The sequence below is a fragment of the Halomonas sp. OfavH-34-E genome (assembly GCF_024124525.1).
GTDB classification, from domain to species: domain Bacteria; phylum Pseudomonadota; class Gammaproteobacteria; order Pseudomonadales; family Halomonadaceae; genus Halomonas; species Halomonas litopenaei.
The window spans coordinates 73,085-99,281 of record NZ_JAMXRY010000014.1; the positions used below are offsets into that span (position 1 = coordinate 73,085).

A 26,197-nucleotide genomic window follows, 5' to 3' on the forward strand; every position below is an offset into this window, starting at 1 on the left:
GGGTGCGGCAAAACACCCGCTACCGGCCATAATAAAAGATTCAGATAATGGGGATCTTTGTGCCGCTTCGGGATCGTGTGTCCCGACGGCCTACCGCCAGGGACAGGGAGAAACGCATGTCAGATATCGCCCTCTACGTGATGATCTACGCGGCCGTGCTGTTGTCGATCTATCAGGTCTACTACATCTACTACGAGCAGCACTTTGCCGACTTCGAAAAGCGTCCCGGAATGGACGCCGAGGCGCTTGAGGAGCTGTCGCGGCTGGCCGAGCAGGCCAGGAATACCGGTGATCGCGAGGCCTTTGCCCGGGCGGTGAACGAGCGCTTCGATGGCCGCGTCGACCCCAGGGTAGCGCTGGCGGCCTTTTCCCGGGACGACGAGCCGGTCAATGCCGCCATGCTGCTACGCCGCCGTCGCCAGATCGTCACCAATGGGCGCATCATGGTCCGCCATCTGGCCAGCTGGACGACCCGCCCGCCGAGCCGGGACCTGCGTGGCACCCTGATCATCGTGATCATCGCGCTGTGCCTATCGGTGCTGGGGCTGGGTGGGCTCAGCGTCTATACCATCGGCTATCGACTGGGCTCACCGGCGTTCGCCTGGGCCAACGATCCCGCCATCCTGCTTTCGTTGATCGCGCTGTTGATCGTCGCCACCCACCTGGTCTACAAGCTGGACGTCTACCTTCACGATCTCTACGAAATTGGCAGGCTGAATCCGCACTTTCGCTAGGGCTTGTCTGAAAAGTGCCTGCGCTCGTCGACTATTCGGGCAGTGCTCCAGGCGTCGCCGTATCTGCCGTCTTCCAGTGCCACAAGGCTAGCCGTCTTCCAGCACCACCAGGCCGTAGCTGCCGAGCTCCGGCAGTCCGCCTGCACTGGTGCGCAGGGATAGACCACCGTCCTCGGCGACATCGAAGGCCATCACCTGGCCGGTGTTGCCGACCAGCTGATAGAGGGTGTCGCCGTCGGGGCTCAGCGCCATGTCCGAGAAGAACAGCAATTCGCCGTCGTCCTTGTAGGCGGTGGCATCCTCGAGGGCGATGCTGCCGTCCGGTTTGACGCTGTAGCGGCTGATGGAACTCGACAGGGCGTTGGCGGTGTAGAGGGTATCGCCGTCGGCGTTCAGCGCGACCCAGCAGTTGGCGAACTCGCCTCCTTCCATGGCGGCGCCGGTCAGGGCGTCGGCGGTCTTCAGGGTAAGTCCGCCCTGATCATCCAGCACATAGCTCGAGACCGAGCTGGTCTGCCAGCTGTAGAGCGGGCTCTGGGGTACCTTGTCGGCCTCCTCACGCAGGCCGAACTCCGGCGTCAGGAAGCGTGCCTCCGACATCAGCAGGGTCTCGCCCTGGTCCCCCTGGCCGATGGCGAAGCCCACCGGTATGGCGTGGAAGCGTTCGGCCGGCGCACGCGGGCTGTCCACGCTGGCGATCGGATCGGCGGAAAGACCATCGTCACTGACCGCAAAGCTGTGAATCTTGCCGGTCACCAGCTCGTTGACGATGACGAAGGCTCCGGAACGCGAGAAGGCGATGGTCGAGGGGCGGGCGCCCAGGTCGCGCCGGCTGCCCTGGATCGCGATCAGTCCTTCGGGGGTGTGGCGATACAGCGCGATGGAGCCAGCCTGATTGCTGTCACCCACGCTGGCGGTGGCGACCAGGTGGCCGTGGATGGCGACAGAAATCGGGAAACGGTCCGAGGCCGTCACGCTGTTGACGGCCTGAAGGCTGCCGTCGGGGGCGCGGTTCATCAGGCTGAGGGTACCGTCGCCTGGGTTGACCGCCACCATCCAGCCGCCGTCCGCGGAGGCCGCGATGGCGTTGGCGGAGATCAGGGGGTCATCGCCGTTGGCCAGCGGGTGGTCAGGGTTCTTCTCCAGAGCCGGAATCTCCAGATCACCGGTACCAAGGCCCCCGGTGGGATACTCGGAGGCTAGGGAAAGCGTGCCGTCATCGTCGGCATGGAAGGCGGCGACCGAGTTGCCTTCGGTCTTGTTGGTGACCACGTAGATCGTTTCTGCCGCCAGGCAGGTGGACAGCGGGGCAAGTGTCAGCAGCATCAGGGTGGGCAGGCGTAGCGTCATGGGCGGGGCTCTCCATGGGAAGGGACTCTCGATAGCTGTCTCTTACCTTAGGGCAGTCCTGCAGCGGTGCTCTTCATGGCTGTGCCTTGCCACAACACGGCCGGAAAAAAGGTCGATGCGATGCCTCGATGCGCGATCTTGCAAGGTTTGTGGTGCGCCAAAGAAGAGCGCCGACATCCCGGGATGTCGGCGCTGTGGGCAGGGGCTGTAAACCGCGACGCTCTGATCGGAGGCGCCGCGGTCAGCGCTCAGTTTTCCTTGAGCTCCAGGTCCGGTACTTCGACCTTGAACAGGCGGGTCAGATAGAGCAGGTAGGCAAAGCCGACGGCGACCCAGGTGAGGCCCACCTGGAAGGTGTTGAGCGACAGACTCGACCACAGCCAGATGGTCAACAGGAAGCCGACGCTTGGCATGACGCCGTAGCGCAGCAGGTTCTTGGGTTGCATCAGGTGCTCATCCACCAGGTAGTGCTTGATCACCGAAAGGTTGACGAAGGAGAAGGCGACCAGGGCGCCGAAGCTGATCATGGTGGCGGCCAGCTCCAGGCTGATGACCAGCGCCATCAGCGAGATGGCGCCGACGATCAGGGTCGACCCCAGCGGAGTGCCGTAGCGCTGGCTGAGCTTGCCGAAGACCTTGGGCAGGACCTGGTCGCGGCCCATGGCGAACAGGATCCGGGAGACGCTGGCCTGGGCGGCCATGGCCGAGGCGAAGCAGCCTGCTACATATGCAGCGGTGAAGAAGGCGACCAAAAAGCCCCCGCCGGCGCGGCGCATCACGTCCACCGCGGCCGAGTCGGCGCTGCCGAAGTTGTGATAGTCGGGGAACACCAGATGCCCGACCCAGGAGGCCAGAATGAACAGGCCGCCGCCGATCAGGGTGCACAGCATGATGGCGCGGGGGATGTCGCGCTTGGGCTCGCGGGTTTCCTCGCACAGGGTAGAGACGGCGTCAAAGCCAAGAAACGACAGGCACAGGATGGCGGCACCACCGACGATGGTGGTCCACTGGAGCCCTTCGCTGTGGAAGGGCGCCAGCAGCGAGGGGGCTTCGCCACCGGCGATGACCTTCAGCGAGATGGCGATGAAAGTGGCCAGAAAGACGAACTGAAAGCCGATGATGATCAGATTCATCTTGGCCACCAGCTTGATGCCCAGGATGTTCAGTGCGGTCACGGCGACGATGGCTCCTACCACCCAGACGCCCTGATCGATGGCGGGGAAGACCTCCTTCATGTAGATCCCGATCACCAGGTAGTTGATCATCGGCAGGAAGATGTAGTCGAGCAGCAGCGCCCAGCCCACCATGAAGCCCACACGGCCACCGAAGGCGCGGCGTGTGTAGGTGTAGGCGGAGCCGGCGGTAGGGTAGTGCTCGACCATCTTGCCGTAGCTGTAGGCGGTGAAGAACATCGCCGCCAGGGTGATCACGTAGGCCATGGGCACATGGCCGCCGGTGGTTTCGGTGACCACGCCGTAGGTGGTGAATACGGTCAGGGGCACCATGTAGGCGAGGCCGAAGAACACCAGGGCAGGCAGGCCAAGGATGCGCTTGAGGCCGCTGTCCTGGCCGTCGGGGGCCTCGGGGAGGCTGGAACGTCGTTGTTGTGTCATGGGTCGGTTCCTGTTGTTGCTGTTGTTGTTCTGAGCGCTGCTCAGGGCGTGGTTTACCGCCCGTTCCAGGTTGCCGTCGTCGATGCGGTCTGGCGGCTGCGTCGGGGGAGACGTTTCGCCGAACCGTGCACGGTCCCCGTGGCAAATCAGTATGGAAAACCGGCGGTGCTCGCGTGGCGCCGACGCCCGTCCGGGACAAGCGACCTACTGATGTCGTACGGGGCGTCGAGCGTTTTCGTCGAATCGGTCGTGCCTTGAGCCTTGTTCCTTGTGTCTTGTGCCGTGTGCCGGGGCTCAGGCGTTGTCGAAGCCCTTGAGCACGTTGATCGCATTGACCCCGATCTCTTCCACCGCGTAGCCGCCTTCCATCACGAATAGTGTGGGCAGTCCGATGCGCTTGAGGCGGGCGCCGATGTCCAGATAGTCGTCGCTTTGCAGGGTGAAGGAGCTGATCGGATCGTTCTCGAAGGTGTCGACCCCGAGGGCGATGATCAGCATGTCCGGGGCGAAGTCCCTGACGCGCGCGATGGCGTCATCCAGCGCCTGCGCCCAACGGGCGTAGTCGGTGCCGCTGGGCAGGGGGTAGTTGACGTTGTAGCCCTCGCCGTCACCTCGTCCGGTCTCGTTGGCGAAGCCGAGAAAGTAGGGAAACTCGTCCATGGGGTCGCCGTGCAGCGAGAGAGTGAGCACGTCGCTGCGCTCGTAGAAGATGTCCTGGGTGCCGTTGCCGTGGTGGAAGTCGATGTCGAGGATGGCGACCCGCTGGTGGCCCTGGTCCAGTGCCCGCTGGGCGGATACCGCCACATTGTTGATGAAGCAGTAACCGCCGTACTGGTCCCGCGCGGCGTGATGGCCGGGCGGTCGGCACAGGGCGAAGGCCGGCGCGCCGCTGTCGAGTACCTGGTCCAGGGCGGTCAGGGCGATGTCCTTGCTGAGTAGAGCCGCCTCGAAGGTGTCGGCGTTCAGCGAGGTTTCTCCGGCCAGGGCGTAGTAGCCAAGACGGCCCTCGATATGGCGGGGTATGGGGCCGCCGGGCATCCGTCGTGTCGGCCAGATATTGGGAATCGCTTCGCCTTCGTAGCCGGCCGCCTGCCAGTCGCGCCAGGCAACCCGCAGAAAGTCGATGTAGTCCGCGTCATGGATGGCCAGCACCGGCTCCAGTCCATGCTCGTCGGGGCCGCGGATCTCGCCGATGGACTCGGTCCTGGCGCGTTCGATGATGTAGTCCACCCGCTCGGGACACTCGAAGGGCGCGACCAGTTGGCCGGCAAACAGCTCGGTGAGAGTGCGACGGTCGCGGGTGGCGTCGCTATGAACGATCAACATGGCGGAGTCTCCTTTGGCAGTTCCGGGGCAAGGTGACGAGTGTGCGGCCTGCATCGCGGCTGTCGCTGTCTACTCGATCACGGCGGCAAAACGGTCGTTGAGTCGGCTCAGCGCCGGGCCGATCAGCGGCAGGTGGCGCTCACGCGACGCCAGGGCCTCCTCGGTGGCGTAGCTCAGGGTGATGGTCTGGGCGCCCAGCCAGCGCAGGGGTTCGGGCTCCCAGCGACGAACCACCTGGTCCAGTGCACAGCCATCGAAGGCCCAGGGGGCCCGTGTCAGCGGTGTGTCCTGTCCACAGAGCATCTCTGCCAGGGTGCGTGCCATCAGGTGGCTGGCGGCGACGCCTTCGCCGGCATAGCCGCCGGCGGTGGCGATGCCGGCTCGCCGATCGATGAGGGCGTGGGGGCGAAAACTGCGCGAGAGGCCCAGGGTGCCGCCCCAGCCGTGGCTGATATCGACCTCGCCGAGGTCGGGAAACAGATCCTGGAGCAGCGCCTTGCGCATCTGGATGTCGCCCTGGGTGATGGAGGCCTGGTGACGCGGACGGGCGTTGAAGCGGTAGCGACCCCTGGCGCCGAAGATCAGGCGACCATCGCGGCTGCGATGGCCGTAGTTGATCAACCGGCTGGCGTCGGCGAAGGTCGGTCGCTGTGCCAGGCCAATGGCGTCCCACTGGCTCTGACTCAAGGGCTCGGTGGCGATCACCAGGCTGGAGACCGGCACCAGATGGGGACGTAGCTGGGGCAGGGTGTTGTAGCCTTCGGTGGCCATCACGATCATCGGCGCGCGGATGCTGCCCTGGGGCGTGGTCACCTTGCCGTCGTCGATGCTCGTCGCCGGGCTTTGTTCGTAAAGCCTGACCTGCATGGCCGCGAGTCGCGCGACCAGCCCATCGATCAGCTTGCCCGGGTGCAGCGTGGCGACCTGACGATGAAAGATGCCACCGAAGGGGCGGCGGAAGCGGGCCCGGTCGCTGAGTTCGTCGGCGGACAGCCAGCGGCAGTCATGCTGGCGATGGCCGAGTTCCAACAGGTGTGCGAGGTAGTCCCGCTGGAGCGCCTCCTGGGCCGGGTAGCGGGCCGCCGCGTAGAGCGCCCCGCCCTTGTGGAAGTCGGCGTCGATGGCTTCCTGCGAGAGGGTCGCGCCGATCTCGTCGACATTGGCGGACAGCAGCTCGCACAGCGCCTGGCGCCGGGCCAGGGGCAGGCCCTTCAGGTGCCGCTCGAGGCCCGCCAGGTTGCCCACCACCCAGCCCCCGTTTCGCCCGGAGGCTCCGTGGCCGAAGCGCCTGGCCTCGAGTACCCGGATGTCCTTCTCCGGGGCCAGACGCTTGAGGTGATAGGCGGTCCACAGGCCGGTGAAGCCGCCGCCGACAATGACCACGTCTGCCTGTTCATCCCCGGTCTGTTCATCGATGGCCTGTTTATCCCCGGTCTGTTCACCGATGGCCTGTTCATCGATGGCCTGTTCAGCAATGGAGAGGGGGGCGAGTGGGACTCGCCCGTTGTCTCGGTGTGACCAGAAGATGGCGTCGTTGGACTCCGCTTTCGTCATCACATGAATCCCAGTACCAGATAGAGGGCGGCGGCCAGCAAGCCGGCCAGGGCCGCGTAGGGCAGTTGGGTAAAGGCGTGCTGGAAGGGCGTGCAGCCGCTGGCCTGGGCCGTCAGCACCGTGGCGTCCGAATAGAAGCAGGCGTGGCTGCCGAAGGTGCTGGCCGAGAGGGTGGCACCGATCACCAGCGTCATGTCGGCGCCCAGATTGTGGCCCAGGGTGGTGACGATGGGCAGGATGATCACGAACACGCCCCAGTTGGAACCGGTGGCGAAGGAGACGAAGCCCATCAGCGCAAAGATGATGAAGGGCAGGATCTGGGCGTTGATCAGCGGTTCGACCGTGGTGATGATGTACTCGTTGAGTCCCAGGGTGGTGTTGACGTCATTGAACATGAAGGCCGCCACCAGCACCGCCAGGGCATCCAGCATCGACTTGAAGCCCTCCAGAATGTTGTCGAAGGTCTCGCCGGGGGTCAGCTTCTTCAGGCCGATGAAGGCCACGATCATGCCGGCCAGGGTCACGAAGATGCCCATCAGGAAATCGAGATCGAAGTACCAGGTGAAGAAGGCCAGCGACATCATCGGCAGCAGGAACATCCAGACGCTGCTGCGTGTCTGGTCCTTGGCCGCCAGGTGGGCGATCTCTTCATCGATGTGCTCGGCGCCGGGCGGCACGCAGCGACCCTCGAGCTGGGCGCGCTGCTCGGCGCGCTTCATCGGACCGAACAGCGGAATCTTGCCGTAGGCGACCAGCGGCACCATGGCCACCGCGATCCACGGATAGAACATGAAGGGGATGGCCTGGATATAGGTCCAGACTCCCTGGCCGTCGGCGGCCAGGCCGTTCTTTTCGATCAGCGCGCCGAAGAACACCGCCCAGGTCGAGATCGGGATCAGTACGCTGATCGGTGCGGCGGTGGAGTCGATGACGTAGGCCAGCATCTCTCGTGACGTCTTGAAGCGGTCCGTCACCTGACGCATCGAGGTGCCGACCGCCAGGGAGTTGAGGTAGTCGTCGACGAACAGCACGATGCCCATGAACCAGCAGCCGAGCAGCGCCCGGGGCTTGCTGGTGATGTAGCGCAACAGGCTTTCGGCGAAGGAACGCGAGGCGCCGGACTTCAGCAGCAGCGCGATGATCGAGCCCATCAGCCCGCATACCGCGATCACCCAGGCCACGTCCTCGTCGGTCAGGACGTTGAGCAGGCTCTCCGACAGGGTCGAGAGGGCGCTGGTCGGCTCGATCAACAGGGTGCCGACGAAGGCGCCGGCCACCAGCGGCTCGAGCGCGCGACGGCTCCACAGTGCCAGCAGCAGTACAACGGCGGTGGGCAGCAGCACCAGCCAGCCGCCTGCGGGGAAAAACGCTTCCATGGATGTCCTCCTGGACGATCATTGTTGTTGGTGAAGCGACCTGGCGATGGCCGTGGGTCGCGTCGATCAGGAGCGTGGCGTGACAGCTATTGGTTGTCGTTGATGTTGGCGTCGTTGATGGTGAAAGGTCCGGTCGATATCGAGCTGCCGACGGCGAGTCGGCGGCGGACGCTCAGCGCAGTTTTTCGCGCAACTGGTAGTACCACATGCCCGCGGCCAACAGGCCGTTGCCGAGGCGCTCGCTGACCGGGATGCGCCAGTGGCGCATGTCGGCGAACAGGTCGAACTCCTCCAGCTGACCGCTGACCGCCCTGGCCATGATGTTGCCAACGATATGCGAGGTGGCGATGCCGTGGCCCGAGTAGCCCTGGGCGTAGAAGACGTTGGGTGACAGCTTGCCGAGCTGAGGGATGCGGTTGATCACGATGCCCGCCTTGCCCTGCCACTGGTAGTCGAGCGCGATGCCCTTGAGCTGCGGGAAGGTGTGTTCGAGCCGGGGGCGCAGTTCGGCGCCGATATCCGCTGAGTCCTGGCCGGAATAGTTGGCGCCGCCACCGAACAGCAGGCGACCGTCGGCGGTCAGGCGGTAGTAGTCGAGCACGAAGCGGGTGTCGTAGACCGCCAGGTCCTGGGGATTGATCGCGGCCTGCTGCTCCCGGCTCAGCGGGGCGGTGGTGACGATGCCGAGAGAGGCGGGGAACAGCTTGCCCTTGAGCGCCTTGCGCTCCAGCCGGTGATAGGCGTTGCCGGCCAGCACCACGCTGTCGGCGTGGATCTGGCCACGCTCGGTGACGACACAGGGGGTAGTGCCGTGGCGAATCTCGGTGACCCGGGTGTCCTCGAACAGCAAGCCGCCCAGGTCCTCAAGGGCGCGGGCCTCGCCAAGACAGAGGTTCAGCGGGTGCAGGTGCATGTTGTAGTCGTTGCGCACCGCGCCATGGTAGAGCTCGGTGCCCACCAGTTCGCGTGTCTGATCGGCGTCCAGCAAACTCAGGTGCCGGGCGATCTCGTGGCCCTGGGCCGCCTCGACGTCGCGCTTAAGCTCGGCCATGTGGCTCGGTCGGTAGGCGGCGTGCAGGTGGCCGAACTTCAGGTCACAGGCGATGGCGTACTTGTCGACACGCTGACGCAGAATGCGGTGGCCTCGCCAGCGAAGATCCCAGACGAAGTTCTCGGCTGCCTCTCGCCCTAGCGGGCCGGAGAGCTGCTTGAGCATGGCATCCTGCCCCGACAGGCTGCCGGTGACCTGACCGCCATTGCGACCGCTGGCCCCCCAGCCGATCCGGTTGGCCTCGACCAGCGCTACCCGGTAGCCACGCTCGGCGAGTTCCAGCGCGGTGTTGACGCCGGTGAAGCCGCCTCCGATCACCGCAACGTCGACCCGATGCTCGCCCTCGAGCCTGGGGTATTCGGCTTCTTCGTGGATGGTCGCGGCGTAGTAGGACGCGCAGCGCGGTTCGCTCATGACGACTCCCTAAACGATGGCAGCTTGTTATTGGTGTGATCACATGTTGTGATCACACTAGCAGGGCTTGCAGATGCGCACAAGATGCGAATTCGACCCTGGGCGGCCCAGGCTGCGGCGTCTCGGCGTGGGCTATCGTCATCGCGATGGGCTAGTCTTGACGCCAGACGCAGGTAGATATCGCCGTGATGGTGGCAGGCCAGCGGCCTGTCGGGTTTTCCGCCGATGGTGACAGACGAGCGGTCGACGGGCGGCCGGCAAAAGAAGCAAAAGGGGAGTGATAGAAAAGTTATAGTGGGTTGGCGTGAGGAGTGAAGTGGAGAAAGGAATGGCGAGGGGAATGGCGAGGGGAATAGAGAGCGGAATGGCAGAAAGGAATGGAGAGCGGAATGGAGAAGGGAATAAAGAGCGGAATGGCTGAGAGGAATGGACAGAGGAGTGACAAGGAAGCGCAATGACCGACGTTCATACTGACAATAGCGATGACGCCATGGTCGCGCCGATCGGCACGGAACCATCGCCTCCGCCCTACCTGCCGGATACCGCCTCGACCCGAATTCACCAGGACCTGAGGCGTCGTCTGTGCGAAGGGGCCTTCAGTCCGGGCGAGGTGCTTTCGATCCGCGGCATCGCCGCCTGCTATGACACCAGCGCCATGCCTGCTCGGGAGGCGCTGCGCTGGCTGGTGAGCGAGGGGGCTCTGCAGTTTGTCGACAGCCGCAAGATCATCGTGCCGCACTTGAGCCGGGAGCGCTTCACCGAGGTGCTGTTCGCCCGCAGGCGGCTGGAAACCGAGCTGGCCCGGCAAGCCTTTATCGCGATCGAGCACCAGCACATCGACGCCCTGGAGGCGCTGGACGATGGCATCAATCGAGCCATCGAAGCTGCTGATCTCAAGAGCTATATGCGTGGCAATCACGCCTTTCACTTTCTGATCTACCGGCTGAGCGGCTCGACGGTATTGCTGCCGCTGGTCGAGCAGCTATGGCAGCAATACGGTCCCAGCATGGGCTTTATCTGCACGCGTTGGGGCGGCTCCGCCATCGCCGACGATCACCATCGTGAGATTACCCAGGCGCTGCGCCGGGGGGACAGGGACGCCTTCTGTCGCGCGGTGACCGCCGACATCGAGCAGGGAATGCGGCTGCTGGACGACTACTACGCCTCGTCGAAGTGATTTCTGGGCTATCTTGATGACGTCCGGCGCCAGTCCTTCGGACCGCCGACCCGAGCATCGAAAGAACGTCGTTGAGTCATCAGGAAAAGCTCATGCAAATCTACCCTTACCTGTTTTTCGACGGCCAGTGTGAAGAGGCCCTGGCGTTCTATGCCGAGCTGATGAACGGCCGAGTGAGCGAGCTTCATCGCTACAGGGACATGCCCGCCGATGCACCTGATGCTGGATGCGGGGAAGCGGGCACACCGTCACCAGAGCACATCATGCATATGCAGATCGAGGTGGCGGGTCATGTGCTGATGGGGTCGGACGCCTCTGGGGAGGCGCCTCAGGGCTTTTCTCTGGCGCTTTCAGTGGACTCACGCGAAGAAGCCGAACGGCTTTGTTCCGGGCTTGCTGAAGGTGGAGAGATCATGTTGCCCCTGTCGGAAACCTTCTGGGCCGAGCGCTTTGCCCTGGTGAAGGATCGCTTCGGCGTCGCCTGGATGGTCATGTATGAAGGCGCACGTGGCGGCTGAATATCGGTGCGTCTTGATGCAGGGCGTCCAGCGGAGCCGGAGGATTCCCAGGCGGCGTTCGCAAGCAGGGGCAAGGAGCACGACAAGCGCTCAAGCATGGGCGGCGAATAGCGACAAGAGAAGGAGGATGGGGGCAAGGATGGAATTTTCAAATGTCAGGGGGCCCTATATCAGCGAGCCCCAGATGCTGCCGGGCTTCGGTGAGAAGAGTGGTATCTACAAGGTCGCTGCCGCTGAGCCTCAATGGCTATCCCGACTGGGGCTTTCCAACGACAGCCAGGCCAATCAGGTCGACCACGGCGGGGTGGACCGCGCCCTGTGTCACTACTGCGCCGATCACTATCCCCGCTGGAGCGAGCGCTATCCCGACGCCGGTGTGGCGCTGGAGGCCGGCGTGCTGGGTGAGAATATTGCGAGCCAAGGGGCCGATGAGCGTGAGGTGCGTATCGGTGACGTCTATCGCATCGGCGAAGCGCTGGTGCAGGTGACCCAGCCCAGGCAACCCTGTGCCAAGGTCGATGCCCGTACCGGCCAGCCGGGACTGGCGCGGGCCTTTATGCAGGAGGCCCGGATGGGCTGGCTCTACCGCGTGCTGGAGGAAGGATGGATTGCTCCGGGGCCTGTCATCGAGGTGGTCGAGCGCGGTGATGAAAGGTGGAGCGTGGAGGCCTGCTGGCGGGTGCTGGAAGACCGCAGGGCGCCCCTGGATACCATGGCCGAATTGCACGGCGTCGAAGCCCTGGCGCAACACTGGAAGGACCAGCTGGTCCGGCGCATGGACTATTGGCGCGGGCGCGCCTGACGCCGAACCGATCGAGCCTGTCTTCTCTGCACCTGTCTCTCGTGTGCCGCTGTCCCCTCTGCCCCAGTCTCCTGGGCTGAAACGACAAGGCCCTGCTGTGTCGCAGCAGGGCCTTGTTGCAGGGGCTTGTCGCAGGGCCTTGTCGTGATCAACCGCAGCGGAGCATCAGATGTCGCTGTCGGCGGCCAGGTCGTTGGCCAGCGCCACTTCGGAGCCGGGCTTGGCGGTCTGAAGCGCGGCCAGGGTGGGGCCGGTTTCCTGCTGGAAGGAGGCCAGCGCCTGACCGGACAGGCTCTGGTTTTCCGGAAGGGCCACGCGCATCGCATTGACCTGATTGTTGTTGACCATGACCTCGTAGTGCAGGTGAGGTCCGGTGCTGCGACCGGTGTTACCCGACAGGGCGATCCGTTCGCCCATGGTCACGCGCTGTCCGGTGCTGACCAGCGGGCGCGACAGGTGCAGGTAGCGTGTCTTGTAGCCATTGTCGTGACGAATCACGATATAGCGACCCGCCGCCGGGTGGTTGCCGACCTTTTCCACGCGACCATTGGCCGGGGTCTCGATGCCGGTGCCGATCGGCATGGCGAAGTCTGTGCCCTTGTGCGGGCTGACGCGGCCGGTGATCGGATGGCGGCGGTTGAGGTTGAAGTTGGAGCTGATGCGGTAGCTGCCGGAGAACGGGTAGCGGTTGAAGGCCGGGTCGAGGCTCTGGCCTTCGGGGGTGTAGAAGTTGTTGTCCTCGGGATTGCGCACCAGCGTCAGGTCCATGCGCTCGCCGTCGTAGGACACCGCCAGCACGCGGGGGTCCAGGCGCTGGCCGTCGATGATGTCGGACTCGACCAGTACCCGGAAGCTGTCTCCGCGACGGGTGTCGCGGCGAAAGTCGAGCTTCTTCTCGAGCACCCGCGCCATCTCCGAGACTTCGGCACGGCTCAGGCCTGCGGCCTCGGCGGAGCGAGCGAAGCTGCCGCTCACGGTGCCGGCGTAAAGGCGTTGTGAGGCTTCGCCGGCACGCTCGATGGTCGCCACGTCAAAGCCTGAATCCTGGCGTTCGATCAGGTAGCCGTCGCGCACGTTCTTCATGATGCGCAGCGCCAGCAGTCGACCGTCCTCGCCAAGCTGATACTCGAAGGTGTTACCGACGCGCCAGCGGGTCAGCACGTTCTGGTCGGGCAGGTCCTCGAGCAGCGCCATGACCTCGCTGTAGCCCAGCCCCAGGGTCTTTTCGGCCATTTCGGCAAAGGTGTCGCCCTGCTGGACGCGATAGGTCTGCCAGGTCGGGACGAACGGCTCGTTGGCCGCAATCTCTTCCTCGAGCACGATCGGGCCTTCATCGAACAGTTCGAGCTCGTCTTCGCTGACATCCTCATAGGAAGTGGCGTCGCTGGCGACGTCCAGTGACTGCTGCTCCAGCAGCCCACTGGCCACGGTGCCAAGCACCACGGCGATATGCAGGGAGCCTTCGTCGAGCTTGAAGGCGGGCGGCTGCGGATTGCCGTCCAACGCAACTGGCGCCGCGGTGGATGAATCAGCGGCGCCAGGAAGCGTGCGAGAGGATTGTAAGGTAAGAGGAGGTAGTCCCGACGATGAACGCATGGCGTTCTCGAACTTGACGTCGGCGTGGGCCTCGTCGACGAAGTCGATGTCGACGATTTCGCTGGCCTTGAGCTGGGAAATCGGGATGTGCTGGCTGGTGGCATCCAGCGCCAGGTCGATGGCTTCGGCGACCTGGGTTCGCTCGAAGTTCAGCGATGGCAGTTCCGGCGAGGCAGACTCTCCTAGCGGAACCAGAACTGACTCCAGCGATTCATTGCCTCGCTGGACGTCTTCGTAGGTGGTGACAATCTTGTGGGCGCCCAGCACGGTGACCATGGTGGCAACGGGTAACAGCAGCAGCTTGTGCGTGCGGGGCAGCGAATGGAGGATTCGCATCATGGTAAAAGGGCCATAGAAAAATTGATGAAGGTAAATATATAGGCTATTGCACCATACCCCATGAAGTATGGTATGCCTAGACTGTATGGCCATACAGCGGATGGCGCATCGCCCGGTGGTTTATGTGACCGGGGGCGCCAGGAATGGATGAAGCTGTGACAAAACCTTGTTCGAACGCTGTTTATTAACTGTTCTTCATTGGACCCTTAGCGTTGAACAAATGCAACCCCCCGGTAAGTCGTAGTGCTTTCTACTCCCCCTGAAGGACGATAAGTCTCATTTTGTTGATATAAGTCCAATGACTGGCCTGGCACCGTAGAAGGCCCCGCGCGCTAGGGGCGTATCGTGACTTTCATCGATGGCAAGTCGTGCCATTGGCGCCGTCGGCTGGCATGCTCAATGGATATCGTCAAAAGGATTCAAGCATGTCGCGTGTCACGCTCGCACAGTGGCAGATGCTCGCCGCCGTGGTCGATCACGGTGGCTTTGCCAGGGCCGCCGAAGCCGTTCACAAGAGCCCTTCGACCCTCAACCATGCAGTGCACAAGCTGGAGGAGCAGTTGGGGGTCAAGGTGCTGGAGCCGGTGGGGCGCCAGGTTCGGCTTACCGAGGAAGGGGCCTTGCTGCTGCGCCGTGCCCGCCAGCTGCTGGAGAGCTCCGACGCGCTCGTGGATATCGCCGCTCGACTGCGGGAAGGCCTGGAGGCCGAGGTGGTGCTGAGCATCGACCAGATCTTTCCCTCGAACGTACTGGCCAAGGCGATGGAAGCTTTCTCCAGCGCTCTTCCGCAAGTCAGGCTGCAATTGCACGAGTCGGTACTCAATGGTGGTGTGGAAATGCTCGAGGATGGCCGAGCCGACCTGGTGGTGTCAGGGGTGACCACATCGGGCTACCTGGGCGAACCCCTGGTCAGCGTGCCTTTTATCGCGGTCGCTCACCCGGACCACCCTCTGCATGCCATGAGCAGGCCGCTGGACCTCAGGGATCTGGAGCACCATCGCCAGGTCGTGGTGAGGGACTCGTCGCAAAGGGCGTCGCGCGATTCGGGCTGGCTCAAGGCCGAGCAGCGCTGGACCGTCAGCCATATCGCCACCTCGGTAGAGATGCTCGAGCACGGGCTGGGGTTTGCCTGGTTGCCCAAGACCCGCATTCGCGACCAACTGGCCAGTGGCCGGCTCAAGCCATTGCCGCTGCAGGCCGGCGGTACGCGTGAGGTGCCCATCCAGCTGTATCATCGCGACGCCGACCGGGCGGGACCCGCCACCAGGGCCATGGCGGAGCATCTGCGCCAGGCTGTCCGGGACTGCAGTTGCTGAGGTCTGGGCACATCGGAGGCAATGGGTTCGAAAGAATCGAAAGGTTGGCGGCAAAATGTGCGCTTGTAGTCGATTCTTTCCACCGTATGCTGGGCTCTCCAAGGCGCTTCACGGGAGAGACCGTATGGGACTGTTAATCGATGGGGTCTGGCACGACCAGTGGTACGACACCGAGAGTACCGGCGGCGAGTTCGTGCGAGAGTCCGCCCAGTTGCGAGACTGGGTCAGCGCCGATGGCGCGCCGGGCCCCGATGGCCAGCCAGGCATCAAGGCCGAGGCGGGACGTTTTCACCTGTACGTGTGTCTGGCCTGTCCCTGGGCCCATCGCACCTTGATCATGCGCCGACTCAAGGGGCTTGACGCGCTGATCGACGTCTCCCACACCAGTCCGCTGATGGGCGACAAGGGCTGGAGCTACAACGAGGCCGAAGGCTCCAGTGGTGACTCGATCAACGGCGTGAGCTTTCATCATGAGCTCTACACCCTGACCGACCCTCACTACACCGGTCGGGTGACCGTCCCGGCGCTGTGGGACAAGCAGCGCAAGCGCATCGTCAACAACGAGTCGGCCGAACTGGTCAGAATGTTCAACTCGGCCTTCGACGAGCTGACCGGCAATCGTCTCGACTTCTATCCCGAGTTCCTGCGCCAGACCATCGACGAGATCAACGCCGACGTCTACGACAACATCAACAATGGTGTCTACAAGGCGGGCTTTGCCTCCGATCAGGCGGTTTACGAACGTCACGTCTCGGCGCTGTTCGCCTGTCTCGACAGGCTCGAGGCGAGGCTTGCCAATCATCGCTATCTGGCCGGAGCCTGGCTGACCGAGGCCGATATTCGTCTGTTCACCACCCTGGTGCGTTTCGATGCCGTCTACCATGGCCACTTCAAGTGCAACCTCTATCGCATCGAGGACTATCCCAATCTGTCGCACTACCTGCGCGAGCTCTACCAGTGGCCGGGTGTCGCCGAGACCGTGGACCTGGATCATATCCAGCGCCACTACTATATGAGCCACGACACCATCAATCCCAACGCCATCGTGCCGTTGGGGCCTGTGCTGAGACTGGATCGGGACCACGACAGAGAGCGTCTGGCCTCAGAAGGCGTCTACCAGGGCTGAGTCAGACGCTGGCGGAGAGGATCCGCTGGTGAGCCGTGGGTGGGGGAGGGGACCGGCTCGTGAGCCGGTCCGGGCGGCTCGATCAGCGTGCGTGCCTGGCCAGCCAGCGATCGAGGGCGTTGGCAAACTCCCGTCGATCACTGTCCGAGTAGCCCTTGGGGCCGCCGGTGTGCTCGCCGCTGGCACGCAGCGTCTCCATGAAGTCGCGCATCTGTACGCGTGCCTTGATGTTGTTGCGATCCAGGGTCTCGCCTCTGTTGGTCATTACCATGGCCCCCTTGTCCAGCGCCTCCAGTGCCAGCGGTAGATCGGCGGTGACCAGCAGGTCACCGGGTGCGATGCGGCTGACGATCTCGTTGTCGGCGGCGTCGAAGCCATGGCTCACCGCCATGGCCTTGACCCACTTCGAACTGGGCAACGGGATCTGGTGGTTGGCGACGAACCAGGTCTGGGTGGTGGTGCGTTCGGCGGCGCGGACGATGATGTCGCGAGCGACTCTGGGGCAGGCGTCGGCGTCGACCCATAGTTGGGGCATTGGTGTCTCCGGGGCAGAAAAAGGGGGCTCGATCATAAAAGGGCTGGTCAGAGCCATGAGTCGATGGTAGCATGCGCCCTCCTCGCATGTGTTGACCCCACCATCATGACGCAGCGACCTCCGACGCCCAAGCGGCCTCGAGAGTTCAAACAGATGCTGCAACGCGCAAGACGCGTTCGAATTGTGAAGATGGAGCACCCGACGTCGATCCCGACGCCCGCGGTGCAAACGGTCGCCACGATGGCTCCACGCAGTTGCGTGAGCCGATGCCAGGTGCGACCGGCGTCCCCGACTCCGAATGTTGACAACAGACTTGTTGACCTTGCTCTACCACGAGTAGAGCGACGTATTTCTGTTCGCCCCGAATACGGGCGCGTCAGGGACGCCAACCACGTTATTTTGCCGGTAACCCCGGCCTACCAAGGTGTGATTCATGACCTCGACGACTGTCGCTTCACCGTCTTTTGGTGATCTGGCCCTGCTGCCTGCCGTTCTCTCCGCCATCGAGACCCTGGGCTACGAGACTCCCTCGCCCATTCAGGCGCAGACCATTCCAGCCCTGCTGGAAGGCCGCGACATGCTGGGCCAGGCCCAGACCGGCACCGGCAAGACCGCTGCCTTCGCGCTCCCCATCTTGTCTCGTATTGAACTCGATCGGCGTGAGCCCCAGGTGCTGGTACTGGCACCGACCCGCGAGCTGGCTCAGCAGGTAGCCGTCTCCTTCAGCAAGTACGGCCAGAACCTCAAGGGTCTGGAAGTCGCCACCCTGTGCGGCGGCCAGGAATACCGTGAGCAGCTCAGCGCGCTGCGTCGTGGCGCCCAGGTAGTGGTCGGTACCCCCGGCCGCGTCATCGATCACCTGGATCGTGGCAGCCTCAAGCTTTCCGGCCTCAACGCTCTGGTGCTGGACGAAGCCGACGAGATGCTGCGCATGGGCTTCATCGACGACGTCAAGCGTGTTGTCGCCGATACCCCCGAGAACGCCCAGCGTGTGTTCTTCTCGGCGACCCTGCCCACCGAGATCGAGCGCATCGTCAATCGCTACCTGGTGGATCCGGTCAAGGTCGCCATCGAGGCGCGTACCACCACCGCCGAGAGCATCGAACAGCGCCTGGTGCGCGTCGATGGTGGCGCCAAGCTGGAAGCGCTGTCGCGCATCCTTGAAGTCGAGCCGGTGGACGCCGCCATCGTGTTCGTGCGCACCCGTGCCGCCTGTACCACTCTGATGGAGCAGCTGTCTGCGCGTGGCGTCAACGTCGCCAGCCTGTCCGGTGATCTGGACCAGAGCCTGCGCGAGCGCACCATCACTCGCCTCAAGCGCGCCAAGGTCGATGTGCTGATCGCCACCGACGTGGCCGCTCGTGGTCTCGACGTGCCGCGCATCACCCACGTCATCAACTATGACCTGCCCCAGGATGCCGAGGCTTACACCCACCGCATCGGCCGTACCGGCCGTGCCGGCCGCAACGGTGTGGCGATCACCTTCGCCGGCTTCCGTGAAGGCCGCAAGGTAGGTTGGCTCGAGCAGGCCACCGGCCAGAAGATGGCGGTCATGGAGCTGCCCGACGAGGCCGCCATTCGTGCCCACCGCGACAACGTCTTCCATCAGCGCGTGATCGCCTCCGTCACCAAGGGTGCCGAAGAGCAGCGTGCTCTGGTCGAGCGTCTGGTCGAGGAAGGCTACGATCCCATCGAGCTGGCCTGTGCCTTCTCCGCCATGGCGCGCGCCGACGAGGCACCCATCGGTCGCCTGCAGGCGCCGCGCAAGGAGCGCAATGACCGCGCCCCGCGTGACGGCAAGCCGCAGCGTCGCCGCGAGAGCCGTGGACCCAGCGAAGGCATGACCCGCTACCGCGTCTCCGTCGGCCACAAGGATGGCGTCAAGCCTGGCCAACTGGTCGGAGCCCTGGCCAACGAAGGTGGTATCGAAGGCGCCCGTATCGGCCGCATCGACATCCGTAACGGCTTCTCCACCGTGGAGCTGCCCAATGGTCTGCCGGCCAGCATCCTGGCCAAGATGGCACGTGCCCGTGTGGCCGGTCGTCCGCTGGAAATCAGCGAAGACCGTGGCGGTGATCGCGCTGAGCGTGGTGGCGAGCGCAGCGGCGAGCGTGCTCCCCGTCGTCGTCGCGATGACGAGGCGCCTGTGCGTCGCCAGTCGCGCGCCTGATCGAGGTGCCAGGGGCCTGAGCCGACAGCTGGTACAAGGCCCCTGTTGATCCGATGACGCATCGGATCACGACAAGGCAAGTTTCGTGAACGGGCCGGTGGATATCCACCGGCCCGTTTGCGTGTGCATGTTTCGCTGGCTTCCTGGGCGTTGGCTCCCGGGGATCGGGCCCGATGTTCATCCCATTCCCTTGCATGTCGACTTTCTCCCCGCCTGACCTACGTCAACCTCTGACCCGATGCTGCCGCTCCTGATGGTCGAAGCACGACATAATGTTGCAAAGTGTAACATCCAGGTGCGGTGACAGGGTCTCTCTTGTCCCGGCCGGGCTGAAGGCATGATTGCAATGGAGAGCGACGGGACATGGAACGGAAAACAGGCAAGGGATGGCTGCTTGGCGTCATGCTTTTTACCCTGGCAGGCAATGGATACGCCGCCACCGGCACCATCACGATATCCGGGAAGGTGCTTGCCACGACCTGTACGGTAAAGGTCAACAATGCGGGAACCGGGGATGGCACTGTGGTGCTTCCCACGGTCAGTGTCAGCGATTTGAAGAGCGGTGAGACGGCGGGTGACACCTCCTTCACCATCGACATGAACTGCTCCGCTGCCGTGGACAATGTGAAGCCGTACTTCGAGCCTACCAATGTCGATGCCGCCACCGGCTATCTGGTGAATACCGCAGGTACCGGCGGCGCCAAGAACGTCGAGATACAACTGCTCGACCATACCAACAAGGTGATCAATCTGATCGCCAATGATGCCACCGCGATGGATCTGGCCGACGACACCACGGCGACTCAACTTCGCTACACCGCGCGCTATTACGCCAGTGGCGCGGACGCCGTCGCGGGGACCGTCAGCACCTCAGCGGTGTATACCCTGAACTACCAATAGATCTCGCAGTCCGCCCGCACTGGCAGAAGTGCGCGGAGGTAGGGCGTCTGGCAAGGCTTCATAAAGGCTACAGAAAGGCATAGGGATCATGCGTGTACGGGAGTCGTGGGGAAGGGGAGTGGCGCTGTTGGCGCTGGTGGCGCTTTGCAGCCTTGTCAGTCGTGTCGATGCCAGTGTGGTGGTTTCGGGCACCCGGGTGATCTACCCCGCCGATGCCAGGGATGTGAGCGTCGCGCTGACCAATGCGGGCGATACGCCGTCGCTGGTGCAGGTGTGGATCGATCGTGGCGACCCGGACTCCACGCCGGAGAGTGTCGAGGTGCCGTTTCTGACGACACCGCCGGTGACACGCATCAATGCCCATGGAGGACAGGCGATTCGGATCGCCTATCTGGGCGAGGTGGCGCCTGTCGATCGCGAGTCTGTCTACTGGTTGAACGTGCTGGAGGTGCCCGCCACCCAGGCGGCGCCGGACCGAAACGTGCTGCAGCTGGCATACCGCACCCGCATCAAGCTGTTCTATCGACCCGTCGGGCTTGCCGCTTCCCCCGAGCAGGCCGCCGAGCAGCTTCACTGGGAGCTTGAGCGGGGGCCAGGCCGCTGGACGCTGGTGGCCCGTAATGAGAGCCCCTACAGTGTGTCGCTTCGTCGGGTCGGGCTAGGCAACGAAGAGCACCAGGTCACGGCTCGTGGCAGCCTGATCCCGGCCCAGAGCTCCCGCCGTTTCGGCATCGAACCGCTGGCAACCTCCCAGGGTTTCTTCGATTGGATCAATGACTACGGGGTGACGCAGCGGCGCCGATTCGAGCTGTGAAACGTCTGTCTGGCACAGCAGCCGGCAAGGTTCGAGGCTTGCGGCGGCACGGAGGCCTGTCTGTGCTCATTGCGCTGGGGCTGTCCCTCGTCACCGACGCCGGTCTGTCCGCCCGGGCCGACGACGGTAGCAGGGTGACCGGCGGTGCGTCCGAGCGCCGGGTCGAGTACGCCTTCAACGCCAAGCTGCTGAAAGGATCACTCCAGGGCATGGACCTGACCCGCTTCGAGCAGGGTATGACGGTCCCCCCTGGTCGCTATGAACTCGACGTTCTGGTCAATGGCCAGGCGTTCGGTCGCGAGACGGTGACGATCGGTGAGGACCCGGAAGGGACGCGTCTGTGTCTGTCGCTTGATGCGATAAAGCGCCTGCCGCTGAAGCCCGCGGCAGGGGGAGGCGACTCAGGCCGCGAGTGCGTCGATCTGGCCGCTCGCTATCCCTACGTCGATAGCTCGACCGACTCGGCGAACATGCGACTTGAACTGAGCGTGCCCCAGGCCTATCTGCGGCATCGCGTCAGGGGAAAGGTGCCGGCCGAGGCGTGGCAGGACGGCATCAATGGCGCCTTTGTTCGCTACAACAGCAATGCCTTCCGTGGCGAGCGCGACGGGCAGGAGTCCCGTGAGGACTATCGACTCGGGATCAACGCCGGGGTGAACCTCGGCGGTTGGCAGCTTCGTCACAATGCCAGTCTCGATGACGCCAGTGGCGAGACCGCCCACTATCATGTCACCAACACCTACCTGCGCCACGACGTGACGCCCTGGCAGGCCGACCTGGTCATCGGCGAGTATCAGACCTCCGGGATGGGATTCGAGTCGATACCCTTCACCGGCGTCCAGCTCGCCAGCGACGATGCCATGCTGCCTCCTTCCCGGCGGGGCTACGCCCCGGTAGTGCGAGGCACCGCTCGCACCAACGCCAGGGTGACGGTCCGTCAGGGGGAGGACGTCATCTACGAGACCAGCGTGACGCCCGGCCCCTTTGCCATCGACGACCTTTACGCCACCAATGTGGCTGACGACCTTGAGGTCACCATTACCGAAGCCGACGGCAGCGAGCGCGCCTTCGTGCTGCCCTATACCTCGGTGGCACAGTTGCTGCGACCCGGCGCCCATCGCTTCCACCTGACCCTGGGGGAGTATCGGGATGACGGCCTCGTCGACCTGCCCCGGTTCGTTCAGGCCGAATACCGACGCGGGGTCAGCAATCGGCTGACGCTATACTCCGGCGCCATCCTGGCCGAGGACTATATGGCGGGGCTTGCCGGTGGCGCCGTGTCGACCCTGTTGGGCGCCTTCGCGCTGGATGCCACCATGACCCGGGCGAATCACCTGGAGGCGCTGAGCGGTGAGCCGGAGAGCCCGCGTGGCGAGAGCTTTCGTGTGAGCTACAACACCCGTTTTGATCCCACCGACACCGAGCTGTCGGTGGTCAACTACCGTTTTTCCAGTCAGCACTATCTGAGCCTTTCGGACGTTGCGCTGCTGCGCGATGATGCAACGACATCCTCACCACGGGACCGTGAACGCCAACGTCTCGAGGTCAATCTGACCCAGACCCTGGCCGGCGGCACCAGGCTTTTTGCCTCTGGCATCAGCGCCGACTACTGGGATCGCGAGGACGCGACCACCTATCAGGTCGGTGTCAGTCGTGGCTTCTCCTGGGGCACCCTGAGCGCCACCGCAGGCCGTAGCGAGACCGAAGGCGACTACACCAACGAGTTCTACCTCAATCTCAGCGTTCCGCTGGGAGGCCACCTGCAACTGACCTCCAATCTGGCCCATCGGGGCGATCATCGCTCGGGCCAGTTGAACCTCAGCGGCGACAGCGGCGCGCTGAACTATGGTGTCTACGTCAATCACAGCCGTGATGACCGGTCGCACGATTCAAGCTATGGCGGCAACCTGGGGATGGACACCTCCAGGGTACGTCTTGGCCTCAACCTCAGCGCCGGAGATGACTACCGCAGCTACAGCGCCAGCGCCGATGGCACCGCCATTGCCTATGCGGGTGGCCTGGTGCTGACACGGGATCAAGGCGAGACCATGGCGGTCATCGAGGCGCCGGGCGCCAAGGGCGCGGCGATTTCTCAACATGACCAGGTGTTGCTGGACGGGCGAGGCAAGGGGGCGATCAGCGGACTGACACCTTACCGCTACAACCGGGTGGCGCTGGATCCCTCCGGCATGACCGATGGCGTCGAGATCAAGGGCAATGCCAGGCGAGTAGCGCCTCGCCGAGGCGCTATCGTCAGGCTGACCTACGACACCCTGGTGGGGGCGCCGACCCTGGTGCGGGTGACCACGCCGGCGCCTTTCGGCGCGCAGTTGATCGACGCCGATGGAGACGTGCTGGCGGTGCTGGGTCAGGGGCGCATGGCAGTGGTCAGGGGAATCGATGCACACCGCGGCTATCAGCTTCGCTGGGGGCCGAGCCCGCGGGAGCGCTGCCGCCTGACACTGGAGCCGCAACGCGAGGCAACGCCGCACCAGGGTGCCGCGCCGCGTATCGCCCAGCGCCAGGCGACCTGCTTGCCTGGAGATGTCTCGTCTGGCTAGCTTCGCCGATCGAACAGGGTCAGGGCGAAGGCGTCCAGCAGGCTGCTGGCCTCGGGGGTCTCGACCACAGACCGCTCGAGTGCCTCGACGTCCTCGTCCTGAGCGACAAGAATATCGCGCTGGTGTGCCAGGTAGGCTGCGGTCACCTGGACGGTGAATTCCGGGTGGAACTGCACGCTGTACTGGGCAGGGCCATAGCGCAGGGCCTGGTTGGGGTCATGGTCGTTGGCCGCCAGGACCGTGGCGGTCTCGGGGCGTGACAGGGCGCTCTGGGCGTGGGTCAGCTGGGCGGCGAAAGCATCGGGCAGCGCACCGAACAGCGGGTCCCCGCGACCGGCCTCGGTCAGCGTGAGGGTACGCGAGCCGCATTCTCGCCCCCGGGGGTGGTAGCCGGCGCTGCCGCCGAAGGCTTCGGCCATCAGCTGGTGGCCATAGCACACGCCAAACAGTGGCAGGCCGTGGTCGAGTGCCTCCCTCAGCCAGGGTTTCAGCGCTTCGCTCCAGGCTTCCCGGTCGGACACCATGGCGTGGGACCCGGTCACCATCACCCCGTCCTGATCAGAGATTGCCGGCAGCGGCTGGCGGCGAACGTCGATCACCTCGATGACGCCGCCACGACGACGAAAGCCGTCGAGACGTGCGCTGAACAGGTCCTCGAAGTCGCCGTGCTCGGCGACGACATCGGCGAAGCTGTCGCCGGTCTTGAAGATGGCAAGGCGAGGCGGCTCAACAGGCCTCGCCGGGCTTGAAGCAGTGTGGGTCACGGTCTTGGCTCGAAAAGGGGAATCCAGGGGCGCTTGCAGGTGTAGATTCAGCCGCGCGTGAGGCGATCACCGAGGGCGACCATGAAGCGGCTGCCGGCGTCGAGCTGTTCGCGCTCGATGTATTCGTCGGGCTGGTGGGCCTGGCTGATGCTGCCGGGGCCGCAGATTACCGTGGGCAGGCCGGCGAGCTGGAACTGACCGGCCTCGGTGGCGTAGGCCACGGCGGCACCGTCGGGGCTGTCTCCGAGCAGTTCGCGGCACAGGCCCAGCGCCTCGCTGTTGTCACGATCGGCCAGGGCCGGCACGGTGGTGTTGAGCGCCTCGGTGGTGATCGAGGCCTCGGGGGCGCGCTGGCGCATGCGGGCTTCGAGTTCGCGGGCGGTGGCCTCGACCCGGGCCAGCAGCTCCTTGGCGTCATCGGTGGGCAGGTGGCGAATTTCCCATTCGAAGCTGCAGCGCCTGGCCATGATGTTGATGGCGGTGCCACCCTCGATCTTGCCCACGTGCAGGCTCGAGTGGATCACGCTGAAGGCCTCGTCGACCCGACCCTCTTCCTTGAGCTCCGCCATCACGTCCTCGATGCGGGTGACCAGGCGGGCGGCGACGTGGATCGCCGAGACCCCTTGATACACCTGGCTCGAGTGGGCTTCGCGTCCGATCACCGTGGTACGGAAGTTGCTGGCCCCCTTGTGGGCCACCACCGGCTCCATCAGGGTCGGCTCGCCGACCACCACGGCGGCAGGGCGGGGGTGTTCGGCCATCAGCGTCTCGATCATGCGCGGGGCGCCGACGCAGCCGATTTCCTCGTCGTAGGACAGCGCCAGCCAGATCGGCACCTCAAGCTCCAGTTCGCTCCAGCGCGGTACTTCGGCCAGGGCGCAGGCGATGAAGCCTTTCATGTCACAGGTGCCGCGACCGTACAGGCGCCCGGCATTGTCGCCCTCGCCGGCGGTCAGGGTGAAGGGATCGCTGGTCCATGGCTGGCCCACCACCGGCACCACGTCGGTATGGCCCGAGAGCACCACACCGCCCTCGACCGCCGGGCCGATGCGCGCCAGCAGATTGGCCCTGGAACCGTCGTCGCTCTCGACCCGCCAGTGATCGACGCCGTAGCGGTCGAGCCACTCTTCGACGAAGGCGATCAATTCCAGGTTGGAATCCCGAGACACGGTGGCAAAGCCCACCAGGGTCTTGAGCAGGTCGTGTGCGGTCATGAAGGCTCCGTCGACTGAGGTCACAAGGAGCGTCAATGTACCATGGCCAGGCGACGCGCCCCAGCGTATCGCCCCGGGTTACCGCCCGAGCACGCCGCTCTCCCGGATCGCCCAAGACTGGTCCGCCCAAGACAGGAACCGCCCAAGACTGGTTCGCCCAAGACTGGGTCGCCCAACAGCGACGTGCGGGGCGGACCGGGTTCAGTCGGACAGCGCGACCCGACTCTCGCCATTGCCGGCGGGATGCACCTGGATCTGCACCGGAATGCGCTCATGCATCTCCTGGACGTGGGAGATGACCCCGACCCGTCGGCCCTGGGCCTGGAGGCCGTCGAGGGCGTCCATGGCCAGCGCCAGCGACTGGGGGTCGAGGCTGCCGAAGCCTTCGTCGATGAACAGCGACTCGATGGCCAGCTCCCCCGAGGCCAGCGAAGCGAGCCCGAGCGCCATGGCCAGTGACACCAGAAAGGTCTCGCCGCCGGATAGCGAGTGCACCGAGCGACGCTCGTCGGCGACGTCCTGATCGATCACCAGGAGCCCCAGCGGGCTGCCCCCTCTCACCAGACGGTAGCGCCGGCTGAGGCCCGCCAGGTGGACATTGGCCTCGTCGATCAGGCGCTCCAGGTTCCAGGCCTGGGCGATGCGCCGGAAGGTCTTGCCGTCGGTGGCGCCGATCAGCTCGGCGATGCGGCCCCAGCGATGATGCTCGGCCCTGGCCCTTTCCAGGGCCTCGAGGCCGTCACGTTGGCGCTGCCGGCGTCGATCATCGTCGCGCACGGCGTGCAGGGCGCCATCGCGGCGTTGCTGGGCGGCCTCCAGCCGCGGCCGGTTGGCCTCACGTCTGGCGTCGAGGTCGGCCTGGCGTGCATCCAGCTGGCGTTGGGTGGCCTCGTCGAGCAGTGTCTGCGGGTCCTGCTCCGGCAGATGGCGGGTCCGCCAGGCGCGCC

Annotated in this window: 21 protein-coding genes; 10 read left to right on the forward strand and 11 right to left on the reverse strand. The window is 64.6% G+C overall.

All coding sequences use genetic code 11. The annotated features are described in order from the left end of the window. Positions 1-116: 116 nt before the first annotated feature. Positions 117-734 carry a hypothetical protein gene (locus tag NH448_RS08320; protein WP_045991887.1) on the forward strand — a complete coding sequence of 206 codons (618 nt, stop codon included), beginning with the start codon at positions 117-119 and terminating at the stop codon, positions 732-734. 87 nt (positions 735-821) lie between these two features. On the opposite strand, the gene NH448_RS08325 is transcribed toward NH448_RS08320, so the two are convergent. The 6 genes from NH448_RS08325 to NH448_RS08350 all read right to left on the reverse strand — a co-directional run bounded on the left by NH448_RS08325 (position 822) and on the right by NH448_RS08350 (position 9,418). Next, positions 822-2,084 carry a lactonase family protein gene (locus NH448_RS08325; RefSeq protein ID WP_253028665.1) on the reverse strand — a complete coding sequence of 421 codons (1,263 nt, stop codon included), beginning with the start codon at positions 2,082-2,084 and terminating at the stop codon, positions 822-824. Between the two features lie 248 nt (positions 2,085-2,332). Further along, positions 2,333-3,697, reverse strand: a complete 1,365-nt coding sequence (locus NH448_RS08330) for an APC family permease (protein WP_045991889.1) — start codon at positions 3,695-3,697, stop codon at positions 2,333-2,335. Positions 3,698-3,991: 294 nt separating this feature from the next. Continuing rightward, a complete protein-coding gene (locus tag NH448_RS08335; protein WP_045991890.1) occupies positions 3,992-5,023 on the reverse strand; it encodes a histone deacetylase family protein in 1,032 nt (343 codons plus the stop codon). A gap of 69 nt (positions 5,024-5,092) precedes the next feature. After that, positions 5,093-6,577 (reverse strand): FAD-binding oxidoreductase, encoded by a 1,485-nt coding sequence (locus NH448_RS08340; protein WP_052704277.1) that lies wholly within the window; start codon positions 6,575-6,577, stop codon positions 5,093-5,095. After that, positions 6,577-7,953 carry a Na+/H+ antiporter NhaC family protein gene (locus NH448_RS08345; RefSeq protein ID WP_045991891.1) on the reverse strand — a complete coding sequence of 459 codons (1,377 nt, stop codon included), beginning with the start codon at positions 7,951-7,953 and terminating at the stop codon, positions 6,577-6,579. Before NH448_RS08345 ends, NH448_RS08340 begins: the two co-directional genes overlap by 1 nt. Before the next feature lie 172 nt (positions 7,954-8,125). Continuing rightward, positions 8,126-9,418: an FAD-binding oxidoreductase gene (locus tag NH448_RS08350; protein ID WP_045991892.1), complete on the reverse strand. Its 1,293-nt coding sequence runs from the start codon at positions 9,416-9,418 to the stop codon at positions 8,126-8,128. Between the two features lie 454 nt (positions 9,419-9,872). On the opposite strand from NH448_RS08350, the gene NH448_RS08355 reads away from it, so the two are divergent. The 3 genes from NH448_RS08355 (at position 9,873) to NH448_RS08365 (ending at position 11,915) form a co-directional block, all read left to right on the forward strand. Beyond that, complete coding sequence (locus NH448_RS08355; RefSeq protein ID WP_052704278.1) at positions 9,873-10,595, forward strand: GntR family transcriptional regulator; 723 nt, start codon at positions 9,873-9,875, stop codon at positions 10,593-10,595. 71 nt (positions 10,596-10,666) lie between these two features. Beyond that, on the forward strand, positions 10,667-11,113 hold the full coding sequence (locus tag NH448_RS08360) for a VOC family protein (RefSeq protein ID WP_204248925.1): 447 nt from the start codon (positions 10,667-10,669) through the stop codon (positions 11,111-11,113). A gap of 139 nt (positions 11,114-11,252) precedes the next feature. Continuing rightward, on the forward strand, positions 11,253-11,915 hold the full coding sequence (locus tag NH448_RS08365; RefSeq protein WP_045991894.1) for an MOSC domain-containing protein: 663 nt from the start codon (positions 11,253-11,255) through the stop codon (positions 11,913-11,915). A gap of 165 nt (positions 11,916-12,080) precedes the next feature. Here the strand turns inward: NH448_RS08365 and NH448_RS08370 are convergent, their stop codons facing one another. After that, complete coding sequence (locus NH448_RS08370; RefSeq protein ID WP_045991895.1) at positions 12,081-13,850, reverse strand: peptidoglycan DD-metalloendopeptidase family protein; 1,770 nt, start codon at positions 13,848-13,850, stop codon at positions 12,081-12,083. 425 nt (positions 13,851-14,275) lie between these two features. On the opposite strand from NH448_RS08370, the gene NH448_RS08375 reads away from it, so the two are divergent. Both NH448_RS08375 and NH448_RS08380 read left to right on the forward strand, forming a co-directional pair. After that, entirely contained in the window at positions 14,276-15,166 is an 891-nt protein-coding gene (locus NH448_RS08375) for a LysR family transcriptional regulator (protein WP_045991896.1), read from the forward strand. Between the two features lie 124 nt (positions 15,167-15,290). Beyond that, positions 15,291-16,292: a glutathione S-transferase family protein gene (locus NH448_RS08380; RefSeq protein ID WP_045991897.1), complete on the forward strand. Its 1,002-nt coding sequence runs from the start codon at positions 15,291-15,293 to the stop codon at positions 16,290-16,292. Between the two features lie 82 nt (positions 16,293-16,374). Here the strand turns inward: NH448_RS08380 and NH448_RS08385 are convergent, their stop codons facing one another. Further along, complete coding sequence (locus NH448_RS08385; protein WP_045991898.1) at positions 16,375-16,827, reverse strand: YaiI/YqxD family protein; 453 nt, start codon at positions 16,825-16,827, stop codon at positions 16,375-16,377. 433 nt (positions 16,828-17,260) lie between these two features. Here NH448_RS08385 and NH448_RS08390 point away from each other — a divergent pair, with 433 nt between their 5' ends. The 4 genes from NH448_RS08390 to NH448_RS08405 all read left to right on the forward strand — a co-directional run bounded on the left by NH448_RS08390 (position 17,261) and on the right by NH448_RS08405 (position 23,272). Then, entirely contained in the window at positions 17,261-18,997 is a 1,737-nt protein-coding gene (locus NH448_RS08390; RefSeq protein ID WP_045991899.1) for a DEAD/DEAH box helicase, read from the forward strand. A 363-nt stretch (positions 18,998-19,360) separates the two neighbouring features. Beyond that, positions 19,361-19,897: a fimbrial protein gene (locus tag NH448_RS08395; RefSeq protein ID WP_052704279.1), complete on the forward strand. Its 537-nt coding sequence runs from the start codon at positions 19,361-19,363 to the stop codon at positions 19,895-19,897. Positions 19,898-19,985: 88 nt separating this feature from the next. Then, a complete protein-coding gene (locus NH448_RS08400; RefSeq protein ID WP_045991900.1) occupies positions 19,986-20,711 on the forward strand; it encodes a fimbria/pilus periplasmic chaperone in 726 nt (241 codons plus the stop codon). Between the two features lie 62 nt (positions 20,712-20,773). Next, positions 20,774-23,272: a fimbria/pilus outer membrane usher protein gene (locus tag NH448_RS08405; protein WP_052704281.1), complete on the forward strand. Its 2,499-nt coding sequence runs from the start codon at positions 20,774-20,776 to the stop codon at positions 23,270-23,272. Here NH448_RS08405 and NH448_RS08410 read toward each other — a convergent pair. From NH448_RS08410 to NH448_RS08420, 3 genes are all read right to left on the reverse strand, one after another. Further along, the gene (locus NH448_RS08410; RefSeq protein ID WP_045991901.1) at positions 23,269-24,036 is read right to left on the reverse strand and encodes a glutamine amidotransferase; all 768 of its coding nucleotides are present in this window, start codon (positions 24,034-24,036) and stop codon (positions 23,269-23,271) included. The two genes, NH448_RS08405 and NH448_RS08410, sit on opposite strands and share 4 nt — an antisense overlap. Before the next feature lie 47 nt (positions 24,037-24,083). Beyond that, entirely contained in the window at positions 24,084-25,250 is a 1,167-nt protein-coding gene (gene argE / locus NH448_RS08415) for an acetylornithine deacetylase (RefSeq protein WP_045991902.1), read from the reverse strand. Between the two features lie 201 nt (positions 25,251-25,451). Then, positions 25,452-26,197, reverse strand: a 746-nt coding sequence (locus NH448_RS08420; protein ID WP_290442714.1) for an SbcC/MukB-like Walker B domain-containing protein, incomplete at its 5' end; no start/stop codon positions are given.